Here is a 22,380-nt window from a genome sequence, read left to right on the forward strand (position 1 = left end):
AGAAGGGCGTCCAGGTCTGTCTTCACACACTGACCAACGGGCGCCCTTCGCCATGGTCGCTACCAGCACACACATCGGACTCACTCATCTAGGGGGCCCGGCAGGGTCAGGACGACAGCTTTTCGCACTCGGCGCGGAGGTTGGCGCGGGCCGCCGCCTCCCACTCCCGTGTCCCGTAGGGGGTGCGGAACAGCCGGGGCAGGCCGAGGAGTTGCCGCAGGATCGCCGAACGGCCCTCGCGGAAGGCGTCGTCGGGCACGAAGTGGTACTCCTGCCGGACGGCCGCCGTGTACGCCGCGTACGCCGACGGGGGCGCGGCGAGGATCGCCAGATCGGCGTCGCAGAGGACCTGGCCATCGGGGTCGTCGTCGGCCGGGTCGTGGGTGACGGTCAGCCGGACCAGCCGGGCCACCTCCGCCGTCCGCGCCGCGTCGACACCGGCCTCGGGCAGCGCCCGTTCCGCGAGCCGGGCCGACCGCTCTTCGTTCTCCGACCGGTCCGGCAGATACACGGCGTCGTGGAACCAGGCGGCGAGCCGCACGGCGACCGGGTCGTCCGCGTACTCCTCCAGTACGTCCACCCGGTCGAGAACCGCCGCGAGGTGCTCCACGGTGTGATACCGCCGCTGCGGCTCCGCCCAACGCCGCAACAACGCGTCCGCGTACCGCCCGGCCTCGGGTCGACCGGCGCCGTGTTCACCGCCGTCGGCTTGACGGGCGTCGGCCTGACCGGCGTCGGCACGGGCGGAACGCAGGGTGCGCAGCCAACGGGAGCGCAGTTCGTCGAGATCGGCCATGCGGTTCATTCTCCCCGGCGGGAGCAAGGGGCGGGGGTGGGGCGGGGCGGGGACGGTCGTAGGGGCCCCCGTAAGGGACCGGCCCGTAGGGGACCTCCCGTAAGGACCGGCCCGTAGAGGGACCTCCGTAGGGGACCCCCCGTAAGGGACCGGCCGTAAGGGACCTGCCGTAAGGGACCTGCCGTAAGGGACCTGCCGTAAGGGACCTGCCGTAAGGGACCCGCCGTAAGGGACCCCCCGTAGGGGACCGGCCCTAGAGGACGCGGCCCGCAGGGCGTACCCTAAATTGGACTAGACCTGTGCCGGTCGCCTTCACCTGCTATCTGTACCGATACCGATATCTGCGCTGATACCCGAACGCGCCCCCACAGCCACAACCCCCACAGCCCCACCCGCACCACCCGCTGCACCCGCACCACCCACACTCATCGCCCCACCCGCACCGATACCTGTCCTCACTGATCACCCACCCGGCATCTGTAGCCGCCCGGCGGACGAAGGGAACCCATGAGCGAGCGTGCAGTCCTGGAAGTGATCGCCCTCGATGCCGAGGACGCCGTCGCCGCCCAGGCCGGAGGCGCGGACCGCCTCGAACTGGTCACCGACATGGCGGCCGACGGGCTCACCCCGTCGCCGGGCACCTTCGCCGGGATCAGCGCCGAGGTCGACGTTCCGCTGCGGGTGATGCTGCGGCTGACGGACGGTTTCGCGGCCGGTTCGCCCGCTGAGCGGGACCGGCTGGTGCGGGCGGCGGGGGAGTTGCGGGAGGCCGGGGCGCGGGAGTTCGTGCTCGGGTTCCTCGACGCGTCCGGCGGGGTCGACCTGGCCGCCGTCGAACTGCTGGTCGGCGTGCTGGACGGCTGCTCCTGGACCTTCCACCGGGCCCTCGACCACGCGGCGGACCGCGACGCCCTGCGCCGACAGCTCGACGGCCTCCCCGGCCTGGACACCTACCTGACCGCCGGTTCCCCCGCCGGGGTCGACGCCGGCCTCCCCACCCTCCTCGCCGAAGCGGCCCGCCACGGCACCCCCGGCTACACCCAGCGACTCCTGGTCGGCGGCGGCCTCCGCCTCACCCACGTCCCCCACCTCCGCACGGCCGGCGTCGACGCCTTCCACATCGGCAGCGCGGCCCGCCCGCACGGCTGGGCCACGCCGGTGTCGTCGGCGGCGGTGGCTCAGTGGCGGGGGGTGGTGGACGGGGGGTGAGCCGGGGCGGTCACCGGCCCGGCGCCGGTGTGAGCCGCACACCACGGCCCCTCCCTGCCCGGTTAGGGCACACTGGACGTTTGGCCGGGATGTCGGCCGGAACGGAAAGGGTGTGCGGCGCGTGAATGGTCCGCTGATCGTCCAGTCAGACAAAACCCTGCTCCTGGAGGTCGACCACGAACAGGCCGACGCATGCCGCCGGGCCATCGCGGCCTTCGCGGAGCTGGAGCGGGCGCCCGAGCACATCCACACCTACCGGGTCACCCCGCTGGGCCTGTGGAACGCGCGCGCCGCCGGGCACGACGCCGAACAGGTGGTCGACGCGCTCGTGGAGTTCAGCCGTTACCCCGTGCCGCACGCCCTGCTCGTCGACGTCGCCGAGACGATGGACCGCTACGGCAGGCTCACCCTCAGCAAGCACCCCACTCACGGCCTCGTCCTCACCACCACCGACCGCCCGGTCCTCGAAGAGGTGCTGCGCTCCAAGCGCATCGCCCCGCTGGTCGGCGCCCGCATCGACGCCGACACCGTCGCCGTCCACCCCTCCGAGCGCGGCCAGATCAAGCAGTCGCTGCTCAAACTGGGCTGGCCCGCCGAAGACCTCGCCGGGTACGTCGACGGCGAGGCGCACGCCATCGACCTGGACGAGAACGGGTGGGCGCTGCGCCCCTACCAGAAGCAGGCCGTGGAGAACTTCTGGCACGGCGGCTCCGGCGTCGTCGTCCTGCCCTGCGGCGCCGGGAAGACGCTGGTCGGGGCCGGTGCCATGGCGCAGGCCAAGTCGACCACGTTGATCCTCGTCACCAACACCGTCTCCGCCCGCCAGTGGAAGCACGAGCTGGTGAAGCGGACCTCCCTCACCGAGGAGGAGATCGGCGAGTACAGCGGGACGCGCAAGGAGATCCGCCCCGTCACCATCGCCACCTACCAGGTGCTGACGACGAAGCGGAAGGGCGTCTACCCCCACCTGGAGCTGTTCGACTCCCGGGACTGGGGGCTGATCCTCTACGACGAGGTGCATCTGCTGCCCGCGCCCGTCTTCAAGTTCACCGCCGACCTCCAGGCCCGGCGCCGGCTCGGCCTCACCGCGACGCTCGTGCGCGAGGACGGGCGGGAGTCGGACGTCTTCTCCCTCATCGGGCCCAAGCGCTTCGACGCCCCCTGGAAGGAGATCGAGGCGCAGGGCTACATCGCGCCCGCCGACTGCGTCGAGGTCCGCGTCAACCTCACCGACTCCGAGCGGATCGCCTACGCCACCGCCGAGACGGAGGAGAAGTACCGCTTCTGTGCCACCACCGCCACCAAGCGGAAGGTCACCGAGGCGATCGTCCGCCGCTTCGCCGGTCAGCAGATCCTCGTCATCGGCCAGTACATCGACCAGCTCGACGAACTCGGCGAGCACCTCGACGCCCCCGTCATCAAGGGCGAGACCAGCAACGCCCAGCGCGAGAAGCTCTTCGACGCCTTCCGCGAGGGCGAGATCAGCGTGCTGGTGGTCTCCAAGGTCGCCAACTTCTCCATCGACCTGCCGGAGGCCACCGTCGCCATCCAGGTCTCCGGGACCTTCGGGTCGCGCCAGGAGGAGGCGCAGCGCCTCGGCCGGGTGCTGCGGCCCAAGGCCGACGGCCACCAGGCCCACTTCTACTCCGTCGTCGCCCGCGACACCGTCGACCAGGACTTCGCCGCCCACCGCCAGCGCTTCCTGGCCGAGCAGGGCTACGCGTACCGGATCGTCGACGCCGACGAACTCCTCGCCGAGGAGAAGTAGCGGGCCACGCCCCAGCCCACGCCGAGCCCCAGCGCGAGCACCGCGTACGGCGACGCCAACGGCTGCTGCCACCAGGCCAGCCGCAGGTCCAGGTCCCCGGCGTGCGGCAGCAGCCACATCGTGCGGGCCGTGAACACCACCGTCACGGCCAGCGCGAGGCGGTGGTGCCCGTCCGCCGCGAGCACGGCGATCAACGGCACGCACCACACCCAGTGGTGCGACCAGCTGATCGGCGACACCAGCAGCGCCGTGAACGCCGCCGCCAGCACGCCGTACCGCTCGTCCGCCGCCCGCCGTGCCGCCCACAGGCCCAGCACCCCGGCCGCCACCACCGGCACCGTCCACAGCGGCCCCGGTGCCGGTTCGCCGAGGGCGCGGGCGATCAGGCCCCGCAGGGACTGGTTGTCGACGATCCACCCCTTGCCGACCCGGCCGGTCTCGTAGAGGTGCCGGGTGAAGAAGTCGACGCTGGCCGACGGCAGGACGAGCGCGCCCACGGCGAGGGTGGCGGCCCCGGCCCCCGCCGCCGTCGCCGCCTCCCGGTACCTCCGGCGCAGCAGCAGATACCCGACGAACACGGCCGGCGTCAGCTTGATCCCCGCCGCGACCCCGATCGCCGCACCACGCAGCCGGGCGCCGGTCGGGCGGGTGAGGTCCGCCAGCACCAGGCAGGCCAGCGCGAGGTTGATCTGCCCGAACAGGACGGTCTGGAAGACCGGTTCGAGCCACAGGGCGCAGGCGGTGACCGCACCCAGCGCGGGCAACGGCAAGGCGTGTCCGGCCAGTCGGGCCGAGAGCCGGACGAACCAGGCGAGCAGGAGCGCGTTGCCCGCGAGGAAGACCGCCTTGAGGACCGGGACGGGGAGGAAGGCCGCCGGGGTGAACAGCAGTGCCGCGAACGGCGGGTAGGTGGCCGGGAGCCGCCACTCGGTGACCGTGAAGCCGTACAGATCACCGCCGTTGACGACGGCCCGGCCCTCGGCGCGGTAGACCAGCGCGTCGGCCATCGGCGCGCCCCGCACCAGACAGAGGGCGGCGAAGGAGCAGAGGGAGACGGCGAGAAGGAGAACGGAGAGGGAGATCGCTGCGTGTGATCGGCGGGTCACCCGGTGACCCTAGACGGTCACCTGCGACGCACGCCCGCCTCCGCGCCGTACTCGCCGAGTATGACGACGTCGAGGGCCGCGCCCGTGAAGACCTTGAGGGCCCGCAGGGCGTCACCGATGCGATGGGAGTGGCTGCCCGTGAAGGCCGTGGCGCCGCGTGGCCTGCTCGGGGCGGGGGCTGGATGGAGGATTGCTGCGCTCATGACTCCATGGTGGCTTTTCCCACATAAAATCCGCATCGGTCTCAAGGTCGAACCCGGGTGGAGATCTTCTCCACCCCCGGGCGGACCCGACCCCCCAGAACACGGGGGCCGTGCCCCCTAGGGGATACGGCACCGAAAACCCGTTGGCTCCCGCCCCCGCCGCTGCCTTAAACTCTCCGCTCCCGTCGCCTCCCCTCGGAGCGCCGCCGCCCGGACGGAAACCGGTCGGTCCCCCGCACCGCCGTGCGCGCCACCCGCGCGCACCCTCGGCGCGCACCCAGCACCCCGCAGGCCCCGGAGGCACCCCCTTGTCCACGCACGCGTCCGCACCCACGTCCGCCCCCGTCGGCGACGATCCCCTCGCCCGGGAACGTTCCCACCTGGCCGAGTCCCGGTCCGCGCTGCGGGCCATGCGGGAGGACGTCGAGTCCCTGGACATCAAGGACGTCACCGCGAACTGGGTGAACGCCGAGATCCTCACCCGGCAGATCGGTGAACGCATCAAGGCGCTGGCCGACCTCAGCGACACACCGCTCTTCTTCGGCCGCCTCGACTACCTGCACGCCCCCGGCGTCGAGGCGGCCGAGGGCGCGGACGGCGAGCGGTTCTACATCGGACGCCGACATGTGCACGACGGCGACGGCGACCCGATGGTCATCGACTGGCGGGCGCCGGTCTCGCAGCCGTTCTACCGGGCGTCCAAGGCGGCCCCGATGGACATCGCGCTGCGCCGCCGCTTCGGGTACACCGGCGGCGACCTCACCGCGTACGAGGACGAGCACCTCTCCGACCCGGCGGAGGCCTCCCGCACCAGCCAGTTGCTCCAGCGGGAGATCGAACGCCCGCGCGTGGGGCCGATGCGGGACATCGTCGCGACGATCCAGCCCGAGCAGGACGAGATCGTCCGCAGCGGCCTCGGCGGCACCGTCTGTGTGCAGGGAGGCCCCGGCACCGGGAAGACGGCGGTCGGCCTGCACCGGGTCGCCTACCTCCTCTACGCGCACCGCGAGCGGCTGGCCCGCACCGGCACCCTGGTCATCGGCCCGAACCGGTCCTTCCTCCACTACATCGAGCAAGTCCTGCCCGCCCTCGGTGAGTTGACGGTGCATCAGGCGACCGTCGAGGACCTGGTGTCGCACGTCGAGGTGCGCGGCGCGGACGAGGCGCCGGCCGCCCTCGTCAAGGGCGACGCCCGGATGGCCGAGGTGCTGCGCCGGGCCGTGTACTCCCATGTCACCCTCCCCACCGAACCCGTCGTCGTGGTGCGCGGGTCACGCCGCTGGCGGGTACCGGCGTACGAACTGGAAGCCATCGTGCGGGAGTTGCTCGACCGGGGCATCCGCTACGGCGCCGCCAGGGACGCCCTCCCGCAGCGCATCGCGCACGCCGTGCTGGTGCAGATGGAACGCTCGGGCGAGGCGCCCGACGACCGCGTGCAGGACGCGGTGGCCCGCAACACCGCCGTCAAGGCCGCCGTGAAGCAGATGTGGCCGCCCGTCGACCCGGCCAAACTCGTCCTGCGCCTGCTCACCGACGCCGACTTCCTCGCCGCGCACGCCGACGGCATCCTCACCGAGGACGAGCGGAAGACGATCCTGTGGGCGAAGCCGGCGCGGAGCGTGAAGTCGGCCAAGTGGTCTTTGCCGGACGCGGTGTTGATCGACGAGACGACCGACCTCGTGCAGCGCACGCACTCCCTCGGCCATGTCGTCCTCGACGAGGCCCAGGACCTCTCCCCGATGCAGTACCGCGCCGTCGGCCGCCGTTGCACCACCGGCTCGGCGACCGTCCTCGGCGACCTCGCGCAGGGCACCACCCCCTGGGCGACCCGGAGTTGGGACGAGGCACTCGCCCACCTCGGCAAATCGGAGGGCGTGATCGAGGAGTTGACCGCCGGTTTCCGCGTCCCCACCGATGTCATCACCTACGCCTCCCGCCTCCTCCCGCACATCGCGCCCGGCCTCACCCCGGTCGCGTCGGTCCGCGAGAACCCGGGCTTCTTCGCCGTGCGGGAGGTCACCGGGATCGCCGAAGTGATCGCCGCCTGCGAGGAGTTGCTCGCCCACGAGGGCTCCACGGGACTGATCGCCGCCGACGCCCGCATCCCCGCCCTGGCCGAGGCCCTCACCGCGGCCGGCCTCACCCACCTCGCCCCCGGCGAGGAGACCACGGCCGCGACCCGCCTCACCCTGGTCCCCGCCTCCCTCGCCAAGGGCCTGGAGTACGACTACGTCGTCCTCGACGAACCCCGCGCGGTCGTCGACGGCGAACCGGACGAACGCACCGGCCTGCGCCGCCTCTACGTCACCCTCACCCGAGCCGTCTCGGGCCTGACGGTCACCCACACGGCACGACTGCCGGAACAGCTCGACTAGGCCTCGTCCTCCGCCAGTTCCGCCACCCCCGTCACCCGGTGCAGGGCGTAGGTGCGGACCTCGTCCGCCGTGTGGTCGTAGGCCGTGACGAAGCCGCCCTCCACGCGGATCGGGGCGATCACCCGTTGGCTGGCGCCGCCCTCGGCGTTGACGTACCCGATCCAGAGGGTGCCGCCGGTGAGGACGGCGGCCTGCACGGTGGCGAGGGTGTCGGCGGGACTGGTGCGGGGGAGTTCACCGGCGGGGCGGCCGGCGTCGGCCGGGGTCTCCCGGCGAGGCGTCGTCGAGGCCAGGTCGCCCGCCCTGATCGCCCGCACCGCCGCCGTCAGCAGCGTGTCGTCCGGCGCGGGCGGCCCGTCCGGGACCGGCGCCGGAGCCGTGCGGGGCGGGGTGCGGTGGGCATCGGGGCGGGTGATGACGACGTCGCCGTCCGCCGATTCCGCCGCCGGTGCGAACCCCATCGCCCGCAACCCGTCCAGCAGCGTCGCCGGGTCGGCCCGGGTCGCGAGCACCGTCGGGGCCAGCCTGCGCAGCCGCAGCGCCTGCGCCCGTTTGTCGGCCAGGATCTCGCTGAGCAGGGCGTCGTCGTCGCACCGCACGTACGCCGAGGCGGCGCCGACCCGCAGCCGCCCGTGCTTGCGGGCCACGTCGTCGATCAAGTAGGTCAGCGGCTGCGGCACCGGCGTCCGCGCGTGCTCGGCGAGGAACGCGTGCAGGTCGGCCGCCGTCCGCCCCGCGTCCAGCGCCCGCCGCACCGACCCCGGCGTGAAGCGGTACACCGTCGCCCCGCCCTTGGACTCGACGTCCGCGAGCACGCCCAGCATCGCCGCCAACGGCCGTTCCAACGGTCCCGGCGCCACCGCCGTCAGGTCCGCCTGAAGCAGGACGTGGTCCAGGGGTTCCGGGAGCAGCGGGGCCAGCAGGCTCGCCGCCACCGCCGAGGCCGCCGCCTGCGCCACAGGGGTCAGGGGGATACCCCTAGGGGCCGAGGCCACGTCACCGCCGTGCCCGTGCCCGTGCCCGTGCCCGTGCCCATGCCCGTGCCCATCACCGTGTCCATGGGCATGGGTACGGGCATGGCCATGGTGATGGTGGGCCGGGAGCTTGTCACCCGGGCCCTCCGCCAGCGCCCCGGCCCCCTTCGCCGCCAGCCCGGCCCCCTTCACCGCCCCTGACCCCGACGTCGACCCCGAGCCGGACCCTGACCCCGACCCTGAGTCCGCCCCCGGCCCTGACGCCAACCCCGAGTCCGCCCCCGACCCTGAAGTCGACCCCGAGCCGGACCCTGACGCCAACCCTGAGTCCGCCCCCGGCCCTGACGTCGACCCCGAGCCGGACCCTGACGTCGACCCTGAGTCCGACCCCGGCCCCTCCGCCCCCGGCGTCGCCGTTGCGCCTGGCATCGGGGCGCCGATCAACGCTCGCCCGGGTGCCGACAGGGCGCCCCGTCCCGTCACCCCGAGGAGTTCCGTCTCCGTCAGGGTCCAGCGGGCCAGTCTGGCTCTCAGGTCCTCGGTGTCGTCCTGGTGGGGGCCGCGCAGGGGACGTTCCCAGCGCAGGCGGGCGAGGACCGAGTCCGGGGTCGGGGCCGTGCCCTCCGGGAGCGCCGCCAGCAGGGCCAGCACCCGGTGCCGTACCTCGGGCGCGGCGGACCGGTCCAGGCCGGACCCGAGCGCCGCCAGCGAACGTTCCTTCGCGTCCCGGCCGCCGACCAGACCCGACGTCCGGGTCGCCGTCAGCCAGGACTCGGCGAGGTGGGCCCAGCGTTCGGCGGCCGGGCGGCGCAGCCACTCGTCGTAGGCCGGGGTCGCCGCGTACCGTTCGTCGGCCTCGCCGTCGGAGGCCAACAGCCCGGCCGCGTACGCCAGTTCCACCCAGAACGCGGCGACCGGCTCGGGCACGTCGAGCGCGACCGCCGTGCGCTTGAGGTCGCGCACGCTCAGCCCGCCCGCCCGCAGCACCGCGGGCCCGCCCTCGTCCCACTCCTTCAGCAACTCCTCGACGGTCGCCAGCGCCGTGTACGCCTGCCCGGCCGCCGTCGCGTCCACCATCCGCGGCCGGTGCGTGCCCGCCGCCTCCAGCGCGGGCGGCAACGGCTCGACGCTCCGGTGCGCCCGCCCGCCCCGCAGATGCAGCGCCGCCTCACGCGGCAGAACGACGGTCCCGGGCGCCGTCGGCAGCAACAGCCCCCGGTCCAGGAGCCGCCGCAGCCGGAGCGCCGGGTCGGCCGTGACCTGCCCGTAGGGCGGCCCCCACACCAGCCGCTCCAGCACCTCCCGCGAATCCTCGGGCACCTGGGCGAGCAGCGCCGCCATCCGGACCCGGTCGGTGAACAGCGCGGTCAACGCGGCGACCGCGGACACCGCGTCGTGCGTCGACGGCAGCCCGGCCGCCGTCACGATCTCCTGGATGCGCCCCGGAGACATCCCCGACGTCGCCTCCCGTACCCCCGGGCCCAGACCCGTAGGGGACGGGTGCTGCGGGGTCGGGGCGAGCAGCTCGCGGGCGGTGCGGACCAGCCGGAGCCGGTCGTCGTCGCCCCACACCAGGGCCTGCGCGCGCAGGGTGGAGACGGCGCCGGGGAGCGCCGCCGCGACCGTGTCGTCACCGTCGTCGCCGGTCATCAGCGCGAGCAGCTCCCCGTAGGGGGCGGGGTCGGCGGCCACGGCCAGGGCCTCGGCGGTCTGGAGCGCGAACCGGTCGAGGCGTTCCAGCGCGCGCACCACCGACGCCCGGGTACCCGCACGGGTGGCGAGCTGGGTGAGGTCGGTGGGGACGGGCGTGAGGAGGTCGGGGCGGGTGCGCAGCAGCACGGCCAGGGCCGCGTCGTCCCGGGCGCGGAGGGCTTCCGCGAGGGAGCGGGGCGGCGTGGGCGGTTCGCTCATCCGACCTACGTTAGCGGGTGCCCGTCGGCTCCGGCGGGCCTCGCCGTCACGGCCCGGGCCTGTCGTTGTCGGTGACCTGCGCTACCGTCGTCGCGTCCGGGTATCCAACGCACCCGCCCCGGAGGGGACTTCGTGGGGATCGAGAGCGACCAGGTCGTCTACGAGTATCTGAGCCGCGTCGGCGACGTGGCCCAGCAGCGGCAGCTGCCGTCCGGCGCGCGCATGCGGCTGGTCTCCGAGCTGCGCAACGAGATCGACCGGCACCGCGCCAGGACCACCGCCGACACGCCCGCCGCCGTGCGCCGCATCCTCGACGGGATCGGCAGCCCGGACGATGTCGTCGCCGCCCGCTCCGGCACCGGCCCGGCCGCCGAACCGGCGCCGCCGCCCGCCCAGGTGCCCGTGCAGCGCGACGGCGAGGGGCCCCGCGCCTCCCTGCCCAAGGTGCTGCGCCGCGCCGTTCCCCGCCCGCGGGTCGGCAAACCCGTGGCCCCGCAGCCCACGCCCGTCCAGCCCGCCGAGCCCCACCAGCCCCACCAGCCCCGCGAGGCCGGTGAGCAGGCCGCCCCCGCCGACTGGTGGCGGGTCGGCGGCACCCCGCTGGTGGAGGTCGAACGGGTGCCGGGGTTCACCGGCGGCATCGAGATCCCGGAGCTGCTGCACGGCCCCCGGCCCACGGAGCCCGAGAAGCCCGACGCGGAGAAACGGCCCGTCGAGACCGCCCCCGCGCCCGGGGCGACGGTCGTGGAGGCGGAGGCCGTCGAGGCCGACGACGCCGGCCGCCGCCGTTTCGCACTGCCCCTAGGGGGCTGGAGCAACCCGCTCCTGCTGCTCGCCGCCGTCCTCCTGGTCGTCGGCGCGGCCCTCGGGAACTGGATCGCGCTGCTGCTGGGCTGGCTGATCGCGTACACGTCCCGGCGGCTGACGCAGAACGAGTCGAAGTTCGCGGTCCTGGGCCTGCCCGGGCTCGCGGTCGCGGGCGGCCTCGTGTGGCTGTGGGGGCGCAGCGTCGGCCGGTGGGGCGACCCCATCGCCGAGGGGCACATGAACGACGCCGTCACGCAGACCTGGCCCTGGGTGGTGCGGGGCGCGGCCGTGCTGTCCGCCCTCTTCGTGCTCTGGCGTTCCCAGCGCCGGGTATGAACAAATGGCCGATATGACCAGCACCCCCGCCTCCGCGCCCCCGCTGACCGTCGGCTTCGACCTCGACATGACCCTCATCGACTCCCGGCCCGGCATCCGCGCCTGCTACCAGGCGCTGGCCGAGCGGACCGGCACGCACATCGACGCCGACCTCGCCGTCACCCGGCTCGGACCGCCGCTCGCGGACGAGTTGGTCCACTGGTTCCCGGTCGAACAGATCCCGGAGATGGCGGACCTGTACCGGTCGATGTACCCGACGTTCGCCATCGAGGCGACGCCCGCGATGCCGGGGGCGCGCGCGGCGCTCGACGCGGTACGGGCGGCCGGTGGGCGGGCGATCGTGGTGACCGCCAAGTTCGAGCCGAACGCGAAGCTGCACCTGGCGCATCTCGGGCTCGACGCGGACGAGGTCGTCGGGGACCTGTGGGCCGAGCAGAAGGCGCAGGCGCTGCGCGAGCACGGCGCCGCCGTCTACGTCGGCGACCACCTGGGGGATGTCAGGGGCGCGCGCACGGCGGGCGCGTATTCAGTGGCCGTGGCGACCGGTCCGTGCGACGCCGACGAGCTGCGGGCGGCGGGCGCCGACGTGGTGTTCGACGACCTCACGGCGTTCCCGCGCTGGCTGGCCGAGGACTACCTCCCCGCCCGCGCCTGACGCCGGCCGGCGCCGATCGAACGGAGCACTCCGGCACCGGCGATCAGGAAGCCGACGCCCATCAGCATGCTCAGTCCGAACATGTACGTCGGAAATGGTTTCGCGTCGAAGAACAGCGGCGCCACGGTGACGAGAGTGGCCAGGGCGCCGATGAAGAACACGACGGCACCGGCGCGGATCAGTCGGTCGCCGGGCTCGGCGGAATTCGTTTGGGTTTTGTCACGCACCGGACCAGGGTAGTTCCCAGCACGAAGGAACAACCCGGCGACGTCTTGTCACCTGCCCGCAGACCATTAGCCTGGGTACCGGCGGGTCATGGTGGACCCGCCCGAGTGCTATCAAGAGCCGTTTCCCGAGCAGTTTTCCGACGAGTACGAGGACGAGGACAGACGTGCCCACCGGCAAGGTCAAGTGGTTCAACAGTGAGAAGGGCTTCGGCTTTCTCTCCCGCGACGACGGCGGCGACGTCTTCGTCCATTCCTCGGTCCTTCCCGACGACGTCGACGCGCTCAAGCCCGGCCAGCGCGTCGAGTTCGGCGTCGTCGCCGGCCAGCGCGGCGACCAGGCCCTCTCGGTCGTCCTCCTCGACCCGACGCCGTCCGTCGCGGCCGCCCAGCGCCGTAAGCCGGACGAACTGGCGTCCATCGTGCAGGACTTGACGACCCTGCTGGAGAACATCACGCCGATGCTGGAGCGGGGCCGCTATCCCGACAAGGCGGCCGGCGCGAAGATCGCGGGTCTGCTGCGCGCGGTCGCCGACCAGCTCGACGTTTAAAGGGAGTTGGGGGCGGGTTCCCCCCAATTCCCCTTTCCGCTAAGGGAATCGCAGTGCGTCCGGGCCGAGGGCCGGTACCAGTCCCTCGGCCGCCGCGCGGGTGAGCAGTCCGCGCACGGCCGCGTAGCCGTCCTCGCCCAGCTGCGCGGTGAACTCATTGACGTACAGCCCGATGTGCTGGTCCGCGACGGCCGGGTCCATCTCCTGGGCGTGCGCCATGACGTAGGGGCGGGAGACCTCGGGGTCGTCCCAGGCGGCGCGCACGGACGTCCGGATGGAGTCGGCGAGCCGGTTCAACCGCCCGGCGCCCAGGGAGCGTTTGGCGATGATCGCGCCGAGCGGGATCGGCAGCCCGGTGGTCGACTCCCAGTGCTCGCCCATGTCCGCGAGCTTGTGCAGCCCGTAGTTCTGGTACGTGAAACGCGCCTCGTGGATGACGAGTCCGGCGTCCACCCTGCCGTCCCGCACGGCCGGCATGATCTCGTGGAACGGCAGGACGACGATCTCCCCGACCCCGCCCGGCACCGTGTCCGCCGCCCAGAGCCGGAACAGCAGATAGGCCGTCGACCGCTCGCTGGGCACCGCGACGGTCCGCCCGGTCAGGTCGGCGCCCGGCTCCCGGGTGAGCACCAGCGGCCCGCAGCCCCGCCCCAGCGCCCCGCCGCACGGCAGCAGCGTGTACGTGTCGAGGACGTACGGCAGCACGGCGTACGACACCTTCAGCACGTCCAACTCACCGCGCTCGGCAAGGCCGTTGGTGATGTCGATGTCGGCGAACGTCACGTCGAGCGCGGGCCCGCCCGGCACCCGCCCGTGGGCCAACGCGTCGAAGACGAACGTGTCGTTGGGGCACGGCGAGAAGGCGATCCGCAACGGCGTGCGGTCGCCCGGAGCGGCGTCGTCGGGCGCGCCGGTGCCGGTGCCGATGCCGGTATTGGTGCCGGTGTCGGGGGTGCGGTCAGCGGTCATACGGTTTCCAACTCCCGAGGACGGGTGCGAACTTCCCGAATCCGACGGTCAGTTCAGCGAGGGCGTCGGCGATCCGCCACGCGGCGCGGTCTCTTGGGCCCACCGGGTTGGAGATCGCGCGGATCTCCAGCACCGGCAGACTGGCCAGGGCGGCGGCCTCGGCGACCCCGAAGCCCTCCATCGCCTCGGCCAGCGCACCGGGGTGCCGGGCGCGCAGGGCGGCGGCGCGGGCGGTGCTGCCGGTGACGGTGGAGACGGTCAGCACGGTCCCGGCGCGGGCCCCGGAGGCGGCCGTCAGATCCCGTACGAGTGTTTCCGGTGGACGGTGGCTGACGGTCCCGAAGCCGAGAGCGGTGACCGGCACGAACCCGTCGGCGGTCTCGGCGCCCAGGTCGGCGGCGGTGATCTCGTCGGCGACGACGAGCGAGCCGACCGGCGCGGCGGGCGCGAATCCACCGGCGATCCCGGCGGAGACGACCAGCTGGTAGGGGTCGCCGTCGAGGGCGGCGGCGGTGAGTGCGGCGGCGGTGGCGGCGGCGGCCCGGCCGGGTCCGACGCCGACGACCGCGAGATCGACGGCGACCTGGGCGCCGTTGCCGAAGGGCGGCAGCCGGTGCACGGTGACGCCGGGGAGCCGTACCTCACGGCCGGTCCCGGCGCCCGGGTCCGTGCTGGTGCCCGTGAACGACCGTGCCACCGCGTCCCGTTCGGCCGGGACGGCGGTGGCGACGAGCATCCGTGGGACCACGGCAGCGATCAGCTGTCCTTCTTCAGCCGGAACGACCACAGCCCGGTGACCGTCTGGCTGCTCTTCTTGCCGTCGCCGGCCTTGATGCTCACCAGGGTCGAGTCGCCCTGGGCCCCGTACTGGGCGTTGAAGAAGACGCTGCCCGGGATGGTGGTGTACGTCTTGCCGCTGTCCTCGGTGAGGGGCTGGCCGTTGAGCAGGATCGTCCAGCGCTTGTCGGCGATCTCCGGGTCGACGCCGAAGCGGACCGTTTCGTCGGGGTCGACCTTGATGGACTTGATGTCGGTCTCCTTCAGGCACGTCGCGAGCGCCTGGGTGTCCAGAGAGGTGCCCTGACCACCACAGGTGGCCTCCTCGCTGACCGAGGAGCTGCCGACGGTGATCGTCGCCACCGGGGTGGGCTTGTCGCAGGCCGACAGGACGAGCAGCCCGGCACCAACAGCGCCGACGGCGGCGACGGCGCGGCGGCGTCGCACAGCGGATTGCATCGAGGTCATGGCGGAAGGCTATCGGGCCCCTCGGCCCGGTCCATCAGGTGGGGCGGTATGACGTGCCCGAGCGTTACGCCGGGTGGGGTGCGGGGGGCCACGGGGGCCGGGGGTGGACCCGTAGGGGTAGGGGGGAGTGAGGGTTACCCGTACGGGGTGGCGAGTGCCGGGTGGCTCAGCAGAGGGAGGCGGGTGGCTCGGCAGAGGTAGGGGGTGGGGCGGGGGTGAGGGCAGGGTGGGGGGTGGGGGGATACCTCGGGGTTACGCCACGCGGGGGTGGCCGGTGCCGCCGTGGCGGGCCGAGGTCAGCAGGCCGCGGGTGGTCAGCAGCCAGCCCGCGGTGAGGATCGCGGCGGCGACACAGAGGCCGAGGGTGCCGTTCAGCGGCATCACGATGCCGACCGCGCCGCCCAGCACCCACGCCATCTGCAACAACGTCTCCGAGCGGGCGAACGCCGACGTCCGCACCAGTTCCGGCACGTCCCGCTGGATCAGCGCGTCCAGGGACAGCTTGGCCAGCGCCTGCGAGAACCCGGCGACCGCCGCGAGACACGCCACCAGGAACGCCCCGAAGAACACGGCGGCCGTGATCGCCGCCCCGAGCACGAACGCCACCACGACGACGATGATCAACTCCGGTGCCCTGGACCGCAGCCAGGCCCCCACCGCCGTTCCCACCGCGTTGCCCGCGCCCGCCGACACCGCCACGATCCCCAGCGACACCGCCGCGCTCGACCCGGTCAGCGGATGCTCGCGCAGCAGGAACGCGAGGAAGAAGGTGAGGAAACCGGAGAGCCAGCGCAGCGACGCGTTGGCGGCCAGCGCGTGCGTGACCGCCGCGCCGACGGTGCGCAGACCCGGCCGTTTTCCCGTCTGCTCCTGCTGGCGTTCGTCGGCGGCGAGCAGCGCGAACGCCTCGCCCTTCGCCGAGTCCACCTTCGGCGGCAGGGTGAACGACAGAACCGTTCCCGCGATGAAGATCACGAAGGCGCCGTAGAGCGGATACCGGGGCCCCAGCGCCTGGAGCCCCGCCCCGATCGGCGCCGCCACCCCGGTTGCGAGCAGCCCGCCCAACGTCACCCGCGAATTGGCCTTGACCAGCGAGAACCGGGGTGGCAGCAGCCTCGGCACCACCGCGCTGCGGACCACCCCGTACGCCTTCGACGCGACCAGCACCCCGAGCGCCGCCGGATACAGCTCCAGGCTGCCGGTCGCCGCCGCCCCCGAGATGATCAGCGCGAGCAGCGCGCGGGCCAGCATCGCGCCGGCCATCGCGGCCCGCCGCCCGTGCGGCAGCCGGTCGAGCAGCGGTCCGATCACGGGGGCGAGGACGGTGAACGGCGCCATCGTGATCGCCAGATAGAGGGCGACGCGCCCGCGCGCCTCGTCCGTCGGCACCGAGAAGAAGACGGTGGAGGCGAGCGCGACGGTGATCATCACGTCGCCGGCGCCGTTCACGGCGTGCAGCTCGATCAGCTTGCCGAGCCCGGACTCACCGGCGCCGTGCGCGTGCGTCGCCTTCCGGATGGAACGGGCCGCTGCGGTCACCGGGAAGCGCAGCGCGCGCCCGACCGCGCGGACGGACCTGCCGAACCGGCCCGAACCGCCACCACGACGCTTGCCCCAGGCCCCACCGGTCCCGGCGGCACCCCGAGGCGTCCTTGCGGCTGCCACCCCGTCATAGTGCCCCGAGAACCCCGGCCGTAGTGCCGTTCCCACGCGTATGGACGCGCTGCCCGGCTGTGGGGGTGCGGGGTGGTGGGTGGTGTCCGGTCGGGGGGTGACTGGTTGTGGGGGTGCGGGGTGGTGGGCCATGCCCCGGCCGGGGGCGTGACCGGCTTCGGGGGTGCGGGTTGGTGGGTGATGTTCGGCCAAGGGTGCGAACGGCTTCGGGTGTGCCGGTCGGTGGGTGGTGTTCGGCCAGGGGTGCGGACGGTTTCGGGGGTGCGGGTTGGTGGGTGGTGTCCGGTCGGGGGGTGACTGGTTGTGGGGGTACGGGTTGGTGGGCCATACCCCGGCCAGGGGCGTGGTCGTCTGCGGGGGGTGCGGGTTGGTGGCTGGTGTTCGGTCAGGGGTGCGGACGGTTTCGGGGGTGCGGGGTGGTGGGTGGTGTTCGGTCGGGGGTGTGACCGTCCGGCTATGAGTGTGACGGTCGGGAGGGGTGTCCGGTATGAGCGGGTGGTGGACGACTTGCCCGGTCGTCGAGCGGCCTGGGGCGCCGTCGGGCGCCCTCTGACGCGGACCGGTCACGCGGAAACGTCCCGTCGGTGTAGGCCGAGCGGTCGCGAGCGGGTAGCGTGCGTAGCGCGCCCTGGCGAACGTTCTCGGCCGCGCGCCTCTCGGCCATCCCGCAGAATGGATGCATGAGGTGCGCCCGAGCGCGAACGGGCGCGGACGTCGACGCGGTCCTCCGGTCCGCTCCGTCCGCGTTCACCGCCTTCAGGCCGGCGCACCGAGAACGGCGTAGGAGAGAAGCGATACCTGTGAGCGCAGCGACAACGCGAAGCCGCACCACCGACCGCCTGTGCGCCGAGGCCGTCGACCTCGCCCGGTCCGCCGCGGAGGAGGCAGCCGCGCCCGGCGTCGTCGGCGAGCACGCGGGCGTCGTGAGCGAGGGCGACCGCGTTGTCACGCACTTCTTCGAGTGCAAGGAGCTGGGCTACCGGGGCTGGCGCTGGGCCGTGACGGTGGCCCGCGCGTCCCGCGCCAAGCTCGTCACGCTCGACGAGGTCGTCCTGCTCCCCGGCCCCGACGCCCTCCTCGCCCCCGAGTGGGTGCCCTGGAGCGAGCGGCTGCGCCCCGGCGACATGGGCCCCGGCGACCTGCTGCCCACCGACGCGGACGACCTCCGTCTCGACGAGGGCTACACCGGCGCCGACGAGCCGACGCCGAACTCGCCGCTCTCCGACGAACTCGCCGATCTCGTCGAGGCCGAGGACGCCGAGGTCACCGCGACCGTCCCGGCGGTGCCGTCCCGCGGCTCCATCGCCTCCGTCGCCGAGGAACTCGGGCTGCGGCGCGCCCGCGTCCTGTCCCGGTACGGGCTGCACATCGCCGCCGACCGGTGGGACGAGGCGTTCGGCGCGAAGACGCCCATGGCGCAGGCCGCGCCCGCGACCTGCGTCAGCTGCGGGTTCCTTCAGCCGATCGGCGGCACGTTGGGGCAGGCGTTCGGGGTGTGCGCCAACGAGTTCGCGCCCGCTGACGGGCGGGTCGTCTCCTTGGCCTACGGCTGTGGGGGGCATTCCGAGGCCGCGGTCATGCCGAAGCCGGTCCAGCCGGGGGAGCCGGTGGTCGATGAGACGCGGGTGGACCCGTTTCCGCTGGGGCCGGTCCCGGCGTCGCCCGAGGGGATGTCTGCCGACGGCGATGATGTGGCTGAGCTGGGGCACTCCTAGCCCCTAGGGGACTGGCCCTGGGCCGGGGCACTGGTCGCCGGTGGGGTGGGCCCCGGTGGGCTGAGCCCTGGGGGCTGCGCCCCCAGACCCCCCTTCGGCCTGGACGGCCTCGTCCTCAAACGCCGGACGGGCTGGATGTGGCTGGCCTGCGCTGGAAGAAGACGGCAGGGGCTCAGGCCCTCGGGTCAGCCTCCCCCCTCCGAGGGCTAGGGGCTCAGGCCCTTGGGGCACCCTCCCGCCCCCGAGGGCTAGGGGCTCAGGCCCTAGGGGTGCCCTGCCCCCTGAGAGCTGGGGGCTCAGGCCCTAGGGTCACTCTCTCCCCTGAGAGCTGGGGGCTCAGACCCTAGGGTCACCCGCCCCCCTGAGAGCTGGGGGCTCAGACCCTAGGGTCACCCGCCCCCCCCGAGAGCTAGGAGCTCAGGCCCTAGGGGCACTCTCCCTCCTGGGAGTTAGGGGGCTCAGACCCTGGGGGCGTCTGCCTCCTGGGAGTTAGGGGGTGGCTCTCTCGCGGTACCTTCGTCGCGTTGTCGATGAGGAGAGTGAACGTGAGCAAGTTCGTGCGCCCGGCCCCCGAGGGTGCCGACCCCTTCGGGACCGCTCGTCTGCGGCGCGGTGTGCTCGACGCCTGGGCCACCAGTCCCGCCCGGTTCCGGGAGGACGCCAACGCCGAGGAGGATCTCGCCCTCGGCGGCTACCGTGACCGTCTCGTCGTCGAGTTGGCCCAGAACGCCGCCGACGCCGCCGCCCGCGCCGCCGTCCCCGGCCGGCTGCGCCTCACCCTTCGCGACAACGTCCTCGTCGCCGCCAACACCGGTGCCCCGCTGGACGCGGCCGGGGTGGAGTCGCTCTCCACCCTGCGGGCCTCGGCCAAGCGGGACACGGCGGAGGGGGCCGTCGGCCGGTTCGGGGTCGGCTTCGCGGCCGTGCTCGCCGTCACCGACGAGCCCGCCGTCGTCGGACGGCACGGTGGCGTCCGCTGGTCGCTGGCCGAGGCCCGCGAACTCGCCGCCGACACCGCCCGGCACAGCCCGGGACTCGGGGACGAGGTGCGGCGCCGGGACGGTCATCTCCCGTTGCTGCGGCTGCCGTTCGCCGCTCAGGGCACCGCGCCCGACCCGTACGACACGGCCGTCATCCTCCCGTTGCGGGACCAGGTCGCCGCCGATCTCGCCGCCCGCCTCCTGGACACCGTCGACGACGCGCTCCTGCTCGCCCTGCCGGGCCTGGCGGAGGTCGTGATCGAGACGGCGGACGGTGAGCGCACCCTGCGCCGGCGCACCACCACCGACCCGGCCCTCACCGTCGTCGAGGACTCCCGGCACGGCTCCACCCTGTGGCGGACCCTCTCCACCCACGGCACCCTCACCCCCGACCTCCTCGCCGACCGGCCGCTCGAAGAACGGCTGCGGCCGCACTGGTCGGTCACCTGGGCCGTGCCCGCCGACCCCGACGGCGCCCCGGCCCGCCCCCGCACCAGCCCCGTCCTGCACGCCCCGACCCCGAGCGACGAACCCCTAGGGGTCCCCGCCCTGCTCATCGCCTCGTTCCCGCTGGACACCACCCGGCGCCACACCGCCCCGGGCCCGCTCACCGACTTCCTGGTCCGGCGCGCCGCCGACGCCTACGCCGAACTCCTCGCCGGGTGGCGGCCGGTGACCGTCGCCGCCGTCGACCTCGTCCCCGGCCCGCTCGGCAAGGGCGAACTGGACGGCGCCCTGCGCCAGGCCATCCTGGAACTCCTGCCGCGCACCGCGTTCCTCCCCCCGGCGGCGGTGAACGACGGCGACGACGACGCCGATGACGAACTGCCGCAGGCACTGCGGCCCCGGGACGCCGAGATCGTCGAGGGCGCGGGCGCCGACACCGTGCGCGTACTCGCCGAAGTGCTGCCGACCCTGCTCCCGGCGGGACTTGAACGCCGCGTCGAACTGCGCACCCTCGGCGTGGCCCGGCTCCCGCTCGCCGACGTCGTCGACCGGCTGGCCGGGTTGGAGAAGGACGCCGACTGGTGGTGGCGCCTGTACGACAGCCTGGCCGGCGTCGACCCCGAGCGGCTCTCCGGACTCCCGGTGCCGCTCGCCGACGGCCGTACGACCATCGGGCCCCGCCAGGTGCTGCTGCCGGCGCCCGAATCGGCCTCTGTGGAACCGGAGTTGCTGGCCCGGCTCGGCCTCAAGGTCGCCCACCCGGACGCCGCGCACCCGCTCCTCGAAAAGCTCGGCGCACTGCCCGCGACACCCCGCGCGGTGCTCACCACACCCCAGGTCCGGGCCGCCGTCGCCACCTCCCTGGACGACGACGGCGCCCTCGACTGGGAGCAGGACGCCCTGGACGCCGAGGAGTTGGCGGACACGGTGCTGGCGCTCGCCCGGGACGCGGGCCTTGAGGCGGGCGACGAACCGTGGCTCGGTGCGCTCGCCCTGCGCGACGAGGACGGCGAGTTGGCCCCGGCCGGCGAACTGGTCTTCCCCGGCAGCCCGTTCGCCCAGGTCATCCGCGAGGACGAACTTGCCTCGGTCGACGTGGAGTTGGCGCGGAAGTGGGGCGAACAGCCGTTGGCCGCCTGTGGCGTGCTGGCCGCCTTCGCCCTGGTACGGGCCACCGACGTGGTGCTCGACCCCGATGAACTGGAGCCCCGCGAGGGCGACTTCGCGGAACCTGACGACGCCGGGCTGCTGGACGCCGTCGACGTGTGGAGCGAGGACATCCTCGACCGCTTCCCCGACTCGCCGGTCCCGCCCGTCGCCACCGAACTCGTCGCCGTCCGCGACCTCGACCTCGTCGACGACGACAAGTGGCCGCAGGCCCTGGCCATGCTCGCCCGGCCGCCGCTGCGCGACGCGCTCACCGAGCCGGTCCGCGTCCTGCTGCCCGACGGCACCCACGAGATCGTCCGCTCGTACACCGCCTGGTGGCTGCGCGGGAACCCGGTCCTCGACGGCCGCCGCCCGGCCGGGCTGCTCGCCTCCGGCGGCGACCCGCTCCTGCGCGGCCTGTACGACGAGGCCGACGCGACCGGCTTCGACGACGAACAGGTGCTGCGCGCGCTCGGCGTCCGCACCTCGGTCGCCGCCCTCCTCGACGAGCCGGGCGGCGCCGCCGAACTCCTGGACCGCCTCGCCGACCCCGACCGCCCCGTCACCGGCGCCCAACTCCACGCCCTCTACAGCGCGTTGGCCGACCTGGACCCGGAGCAGGTGACCCTCCCCGACGACCTGCGCGCCGTCGTCGACGGCAAGGTCGTGGTGGTGGACGCGTCCGACGCGATGGTCGTCGACTCCCCTGACCTGCTGCCCTTCACCGAGGGCAGCCCGCTGCTGCCGGTCCGACCGGCCCGCGCCGCCGAACTGGCGGAACTCTTCCAGGTGCGGCGGCTGAGCGAGTCGGTGACGGGCTCGGTCGACTCCGAGGGCGTGGTCCACGAGGTACCGGCCCCGGTCCGCACCCTGCTGGGCCCCCACACCCCGTCGACCTATGTGGAGCACGACGAACTCATCGTCGACGGCGTGGAGTTGGACTGGCGGCTGACCGACGACGCCGTCCTCCACGCTGCCACCCTGGAGGGCGTCGCAGCGGGCCTCGCCTGGTCGACCCGCCAATGGCCCCGCCGCTTCGAGGTGGCAGCCCTCCTGGAAGACCCCTCCCGAACAGAGGAACTGGCCCGAGACCGCTGGTTCGACTAACCGGCCCAAGCCCAAGGGCAGCCCTTAAGGGCAGGGCGACCAGGGAGGCCGGGGTACGAGGTCCGGTTTCGTGCGGCGAGAAACTTCCCGCACGAAACCCTCACATCCCGTACAACCCTCAGACCCTCTCGTGGATCTGATCATCTGAGCCGACTGGCTCACCGATCACTTGGGCCTCG

At 73.5% G+C, this 22,380-nt stretch carries 17 protein-coding genes; 8 read left to right on the forward strand and 9 right to left on the reverse strand.

Going from position 1 to position 22,380, the window contains the following annotated elements:
* Window positions 1-106: 106 nt before the first annotated feature.
* Window positions 107-796 (reverse strand): hypothetical protein, encoded by a 690-nt coding sequence (locus ACIQOU_RS16205; RefSeq protein WP_401537366.1) that lies wholly within the window; start codon window positions 794-796, stop codon window positions 107-109.
* A 507-nt stretch (window positions 797-1,303) separates the two neighbouring features.
* On the opposite strand from ACIQOU_RS16205, the gene ACIQOU_RS16210 reads away from it, so the two are divergent.
* Together ACIQOU_RS16210 and ACIQOU_RS16215 are read left to right on the forward strand one after the other, a co-directional pair.
* On the forward strand, window positions 1,304-2,005 hold the full coding sequence (locus ACIQOU_RS16210; protein WP_401537367.1) for a copper homeostasis protein CutC: 702 nt from the start codon (window positions 1,304-1,306) through the stop codon (window positions 2,003-2,005).
* A 121-nt stretch (window positions 2,006-2,126) separates the two neighbouring features.
* Complete coding sequence (locus ACIQOU_RS16215) at window positions 2,127-3,773, forward strand: DNA repair helicase XPB (protein ID WP_401537368.1); 1,647 nt, start codon at window positions 2,127-2,129, stop codon at window positions 3,771-3,773.
* Here the strand turns inward: ACIQOU_RS16215 and ACIQOU_RS16220 are convergent.
* Window positions 3,722-4,879 (reverse strand): glycosyltransferase 87 family protein, encoded by a 1,158-nt coding sequence (locus ACIQOU_RS16220; RefSeq protein ID WP_401537369.1) that lies wholly within the window; start codon window positions 4,877-4,879, stop codon window positions 3,722-3,724. The genes ACIQOU_RS16215 and ACIQOU_RS16220 overlap by 52 nt on opposite strands.
* A 17-nt stretch (window positions 4,880-4,896) precedes the next feature.
* Window positions 4,897-5,082: a hypothetical protein gene (locus tag ACIQOU_RS16225; protein WP_401537370.1), complete on the reverse strand. Its 186-nt coding sequence runs from the start codon at window positions 5,080-5,082 to the stop codon at window positions 4,897-4,899.
* A 410-nt stretch (window positions 5,083-5,492) separates the two neighbouring features.
* On the opposite strand from ACIQOU_RS16225, the gene ACIQOU_RS16230 reads away from it, so the two are divergent.
* Window positions 5,493-7,457: a HelD family protein gene (locus ACIQOU_RS16230; RefSeq protein WP_401537779.1), complete on the forward strand. Its 1,965-nt coding sequence runs from the start codon at window positions 5,493-5,495 to the stop codon at window positions 7,455-7,457.
* Here the strand turns inward: ACIQOU_RS16230 and ACIQOU_RS16235 are convergent.
* Window positions 7,454-10,342: a helicase-associated domain-containing protein gene (locus ACIQOU_RS16235; RefSeq protein ID WP_401537371.1), complete on the reverse strand. Its 2,889-nt coding sequence runs from the start codon at window positions 10,340-10,342 to the stop codon at window positions 7,454-7,456. The genes ACIQOU_RS16230 and ACIQOU_RS16235 overlap by 4 nt on opposite strands.
* Window positions 10,343-10,474: 132 nt before the next feature.
* On the opposite strand from ACIQOU_RS16235, the gene ACIQOU_RS16240 reads away from it, so the two are divergent.
* Window positions 10,475-11,485, forward strand: a complete 1,011-nt coding sequence (locus ACIQOU_RS16240) for a hypothetical protein (protein ID WP_401537372.1) — start codon at window positions 10,475-10,477, stop codon at window positions 11,483-11,485.
* Window positions 11,486-11,489: 4 nt separating this feature from the next.
* Window positions 11,490-12,140, forward strand: a complete 651-nt coding sequence (locus ACIQOU_RS16245; RefSeq protein WP_401537373.1) for an HAD family hydrolase — start codon at window positions 11,490-11,492, stop codon at window positions 12,138-12,140.
* Here ACIQOU_RS16245 and ACIQOU_RS16250 read toward each other — a convergent pair.
* On the reverse strand, window positions 12,119-12,367 hold the full coding sequence (locus ACIQOU_RS16250; RefSeq protein ID WP_401537374.1) for a hypothetical protein: 249 nt from the start codon (window positions 12,365-12,367) through the stop codon (window positions 12,119-12,121). The genes ACIQOU_RS16245 and ACIQOU_RS16250 overlap by 22 nt on opposite strands.
* Window positions 12,368-12,531: 164 nt before the next feature.
* Between ACIQOU_RS16250 and ACIQOU_RS16255 the strand changes: the two genes are divergently transcribed.
* The gene (locus ACIQOU_RS16255) at window positions 12,532-12,915 is read left to right on the forward strand and encodes a cold-shock protein (RefSeq protein ID WP_401537375.1); all 384 of its coding nucleotides are present in this window, start codon (window positions 12,532-12,534) and stop codon (window positions 12,913-12,915) included.
* A gap of 39 nt (window positions 12,916-12,954) precedes the next feature.
* On the opposite strand, the gene ACIQOU_RS16260 is transcribed toward ACIQOU_RS16255, so the two are convergent.
* The 4 genes from ACIQOU_RS16260 to ACIQOU_RS16275 all read right to left on the reverse strand — a co-directional run bounded on the left by ACIQOU_RS16260 (window position 12,955) and on the right by ACIQOU_RS16275 (window position 16,794).
* The gene (locus ACIQOU_RS16260; RefSeq protein WP_401537376.1) at window positions 12,955-13,884 is read right to left on the reverse strand and encodes a 1,4-dihydroxy-6-naphthoate synthase; all 930 of its coding nucleotides are present in this window, start codon (window positions 13,882-13,884) and stop codon (window positions 12,955-12,957) included.
* Window positions 13,874-14,620: a futalosine hydrolase gene (locus ACIQOU_RS16265; protein ID WP_401537780.1), complete on the reverse strand. Its 747-nt coding sequence runs from the start codon at window positions 14,618-14,620 to the stop codon at window positions 13,874-13,876. The genes ACIQOU_RS16260 and ACIQOU_RS16265 overlap by 11 nt, the downstream gene beginning before the upstream one ends.
* Before the next feature lie 20 nt (window positions 14,621-14,640).
* Window positions 14,641-15,129 (reverse strand): DUF2771 domain-containing protein, encoded by a 489-nt coding sequence (locus tag ACIQOU_RS16270; protein WP_401537377.1) that lies wholly within the window; start codon window positions 15,127-15,129, stop codon window positions 14,641-14,643.
* A 252-nt stretch (window positions 15,130-15,381) separates the two neighbouring features.
* Window positions 15,382-16,794: an MFS transporter gene (locus ACIQOU_RS16275; RefSeq protein WP_401537378.1), complete on the reverse strand. Its 1,413-nt coding sequence runs from the start codon at window positions 16,792-16,794 to the stop codon at window positions 15,382-15,384.
* An 809-nt stretch (window positions 16,795-17,603) separates the two neighbouring features.
* Here ACIQOU_RS16275 and ACIQOU_RS16280 point away from each other — a divergent pair.
* Together ACIQOU_RS16280 and ACIQOU_RS16285 are read left to right on the forward strand one after the other, a co-directional pair.
* Entirely contained in the window at window positions 17,604-18,518 is a 915-nt protein-coding gene (locus ACIQOU_RS16280) for a DUF3027 domain-containing protein (protein WP_401537379.1), read from the forward strand.
* A 545-nt stretch (window positions 18,519-19,063) separates the two neighbouring features.
* The gene (locus ACIQOU_RS16285) at window positions 19,064-22,201 is read left to right on the forward strand and encodes a sacsin N-terminal ATP-binding-like domain-containing protein (protein ID WP_401537380.1); all 3,138 of its coding nucleotides are present in this window, start codon (window positions 19,064-19,066) and stop codon (window positions 22,199-22,201) included.
* Window positions 22,202-22,380 lie beyond the last annotated feature (179 nt).

Source organism: Streptomyces sp. NPDC091279, assembly GCF_044757465.1.
Taxonomy (GTDB): domain Bacteria; phylum Actinomycetota; class Actinomycetes; order Streptomycetales; family Streptomycetaceae; genus Streptomyces.

Excerpts from the sequence above, each read along its gene's own strand:
- ACIQOU_RS16205 (WP_401537366.1), bottom strand. The coding sequence starts at position 796 with ATGGCCGATCTCGACGAACTGCGCTCCCGTTGGCTGCGCACCCTGCGT.
- ACIQOU_RS16210 (WP_401537367.1), top strand. The coding sequence starts at position 1,304 with ATGAGCGAGCGTGCAGTCCTGGAAGTGATCGCCCTCGATGCCGAGGAC.
- ACIQOU_RS16225 (WP_401537370.1), bottom strand. The coding sequence starts at position 5,082 with ATGAGCGCAGCAATCCTCCATCCAGCCCCCGCCCCGAGCAGGCCACGC.
- ACIQOU_RS16230 (WP_401537779.1), top strand. The coding sequence starts at position 5,493 with ATGCGGGAGGACGTCGAGTCCCTGGACATCAAGGACGTCACCGCGAAC.
- ACIQOU_RS16235 (WP_401537371.1), bottom strand. The coding sequence starts at position 10,342 with ATGAGCGAACCGCCCACGCCGCCCCGCTCCCTCGCGGAAGCCCTCCGC.
- ACIQOU_RS16245 (WP_401537373.1), top strand. The coding sequence starts at position 11,490 with ATGGCCGATATGACCAGCACCCCCGCCTCCGCGCCCCCGCTGACCGTC.
- ACIQOU_RS16260 (WP_401537376.1), bottom strand. The coding sequence starts at position 13,884 with ATGACCGCTGACCGCACCCCCGACACCGGCACCAATACCGGCATCGGC.
- ACIQOU_RS16265 (WP_401537780.1), bottom strand. The coding sequence starts at position 14,620 with ATGCTCGTCGCCACCGCCGTCCCGGCCGAACGGGACGCGGTGGCACGG.
- ACIQOU_RS16270 (WP_401537377.1), bottom strand. The coding sequence starts at position 15,129 with ATGACCTCGATGCAATCCGCTGTGCGACGCCGCCGCGCCGTCGCCGCC.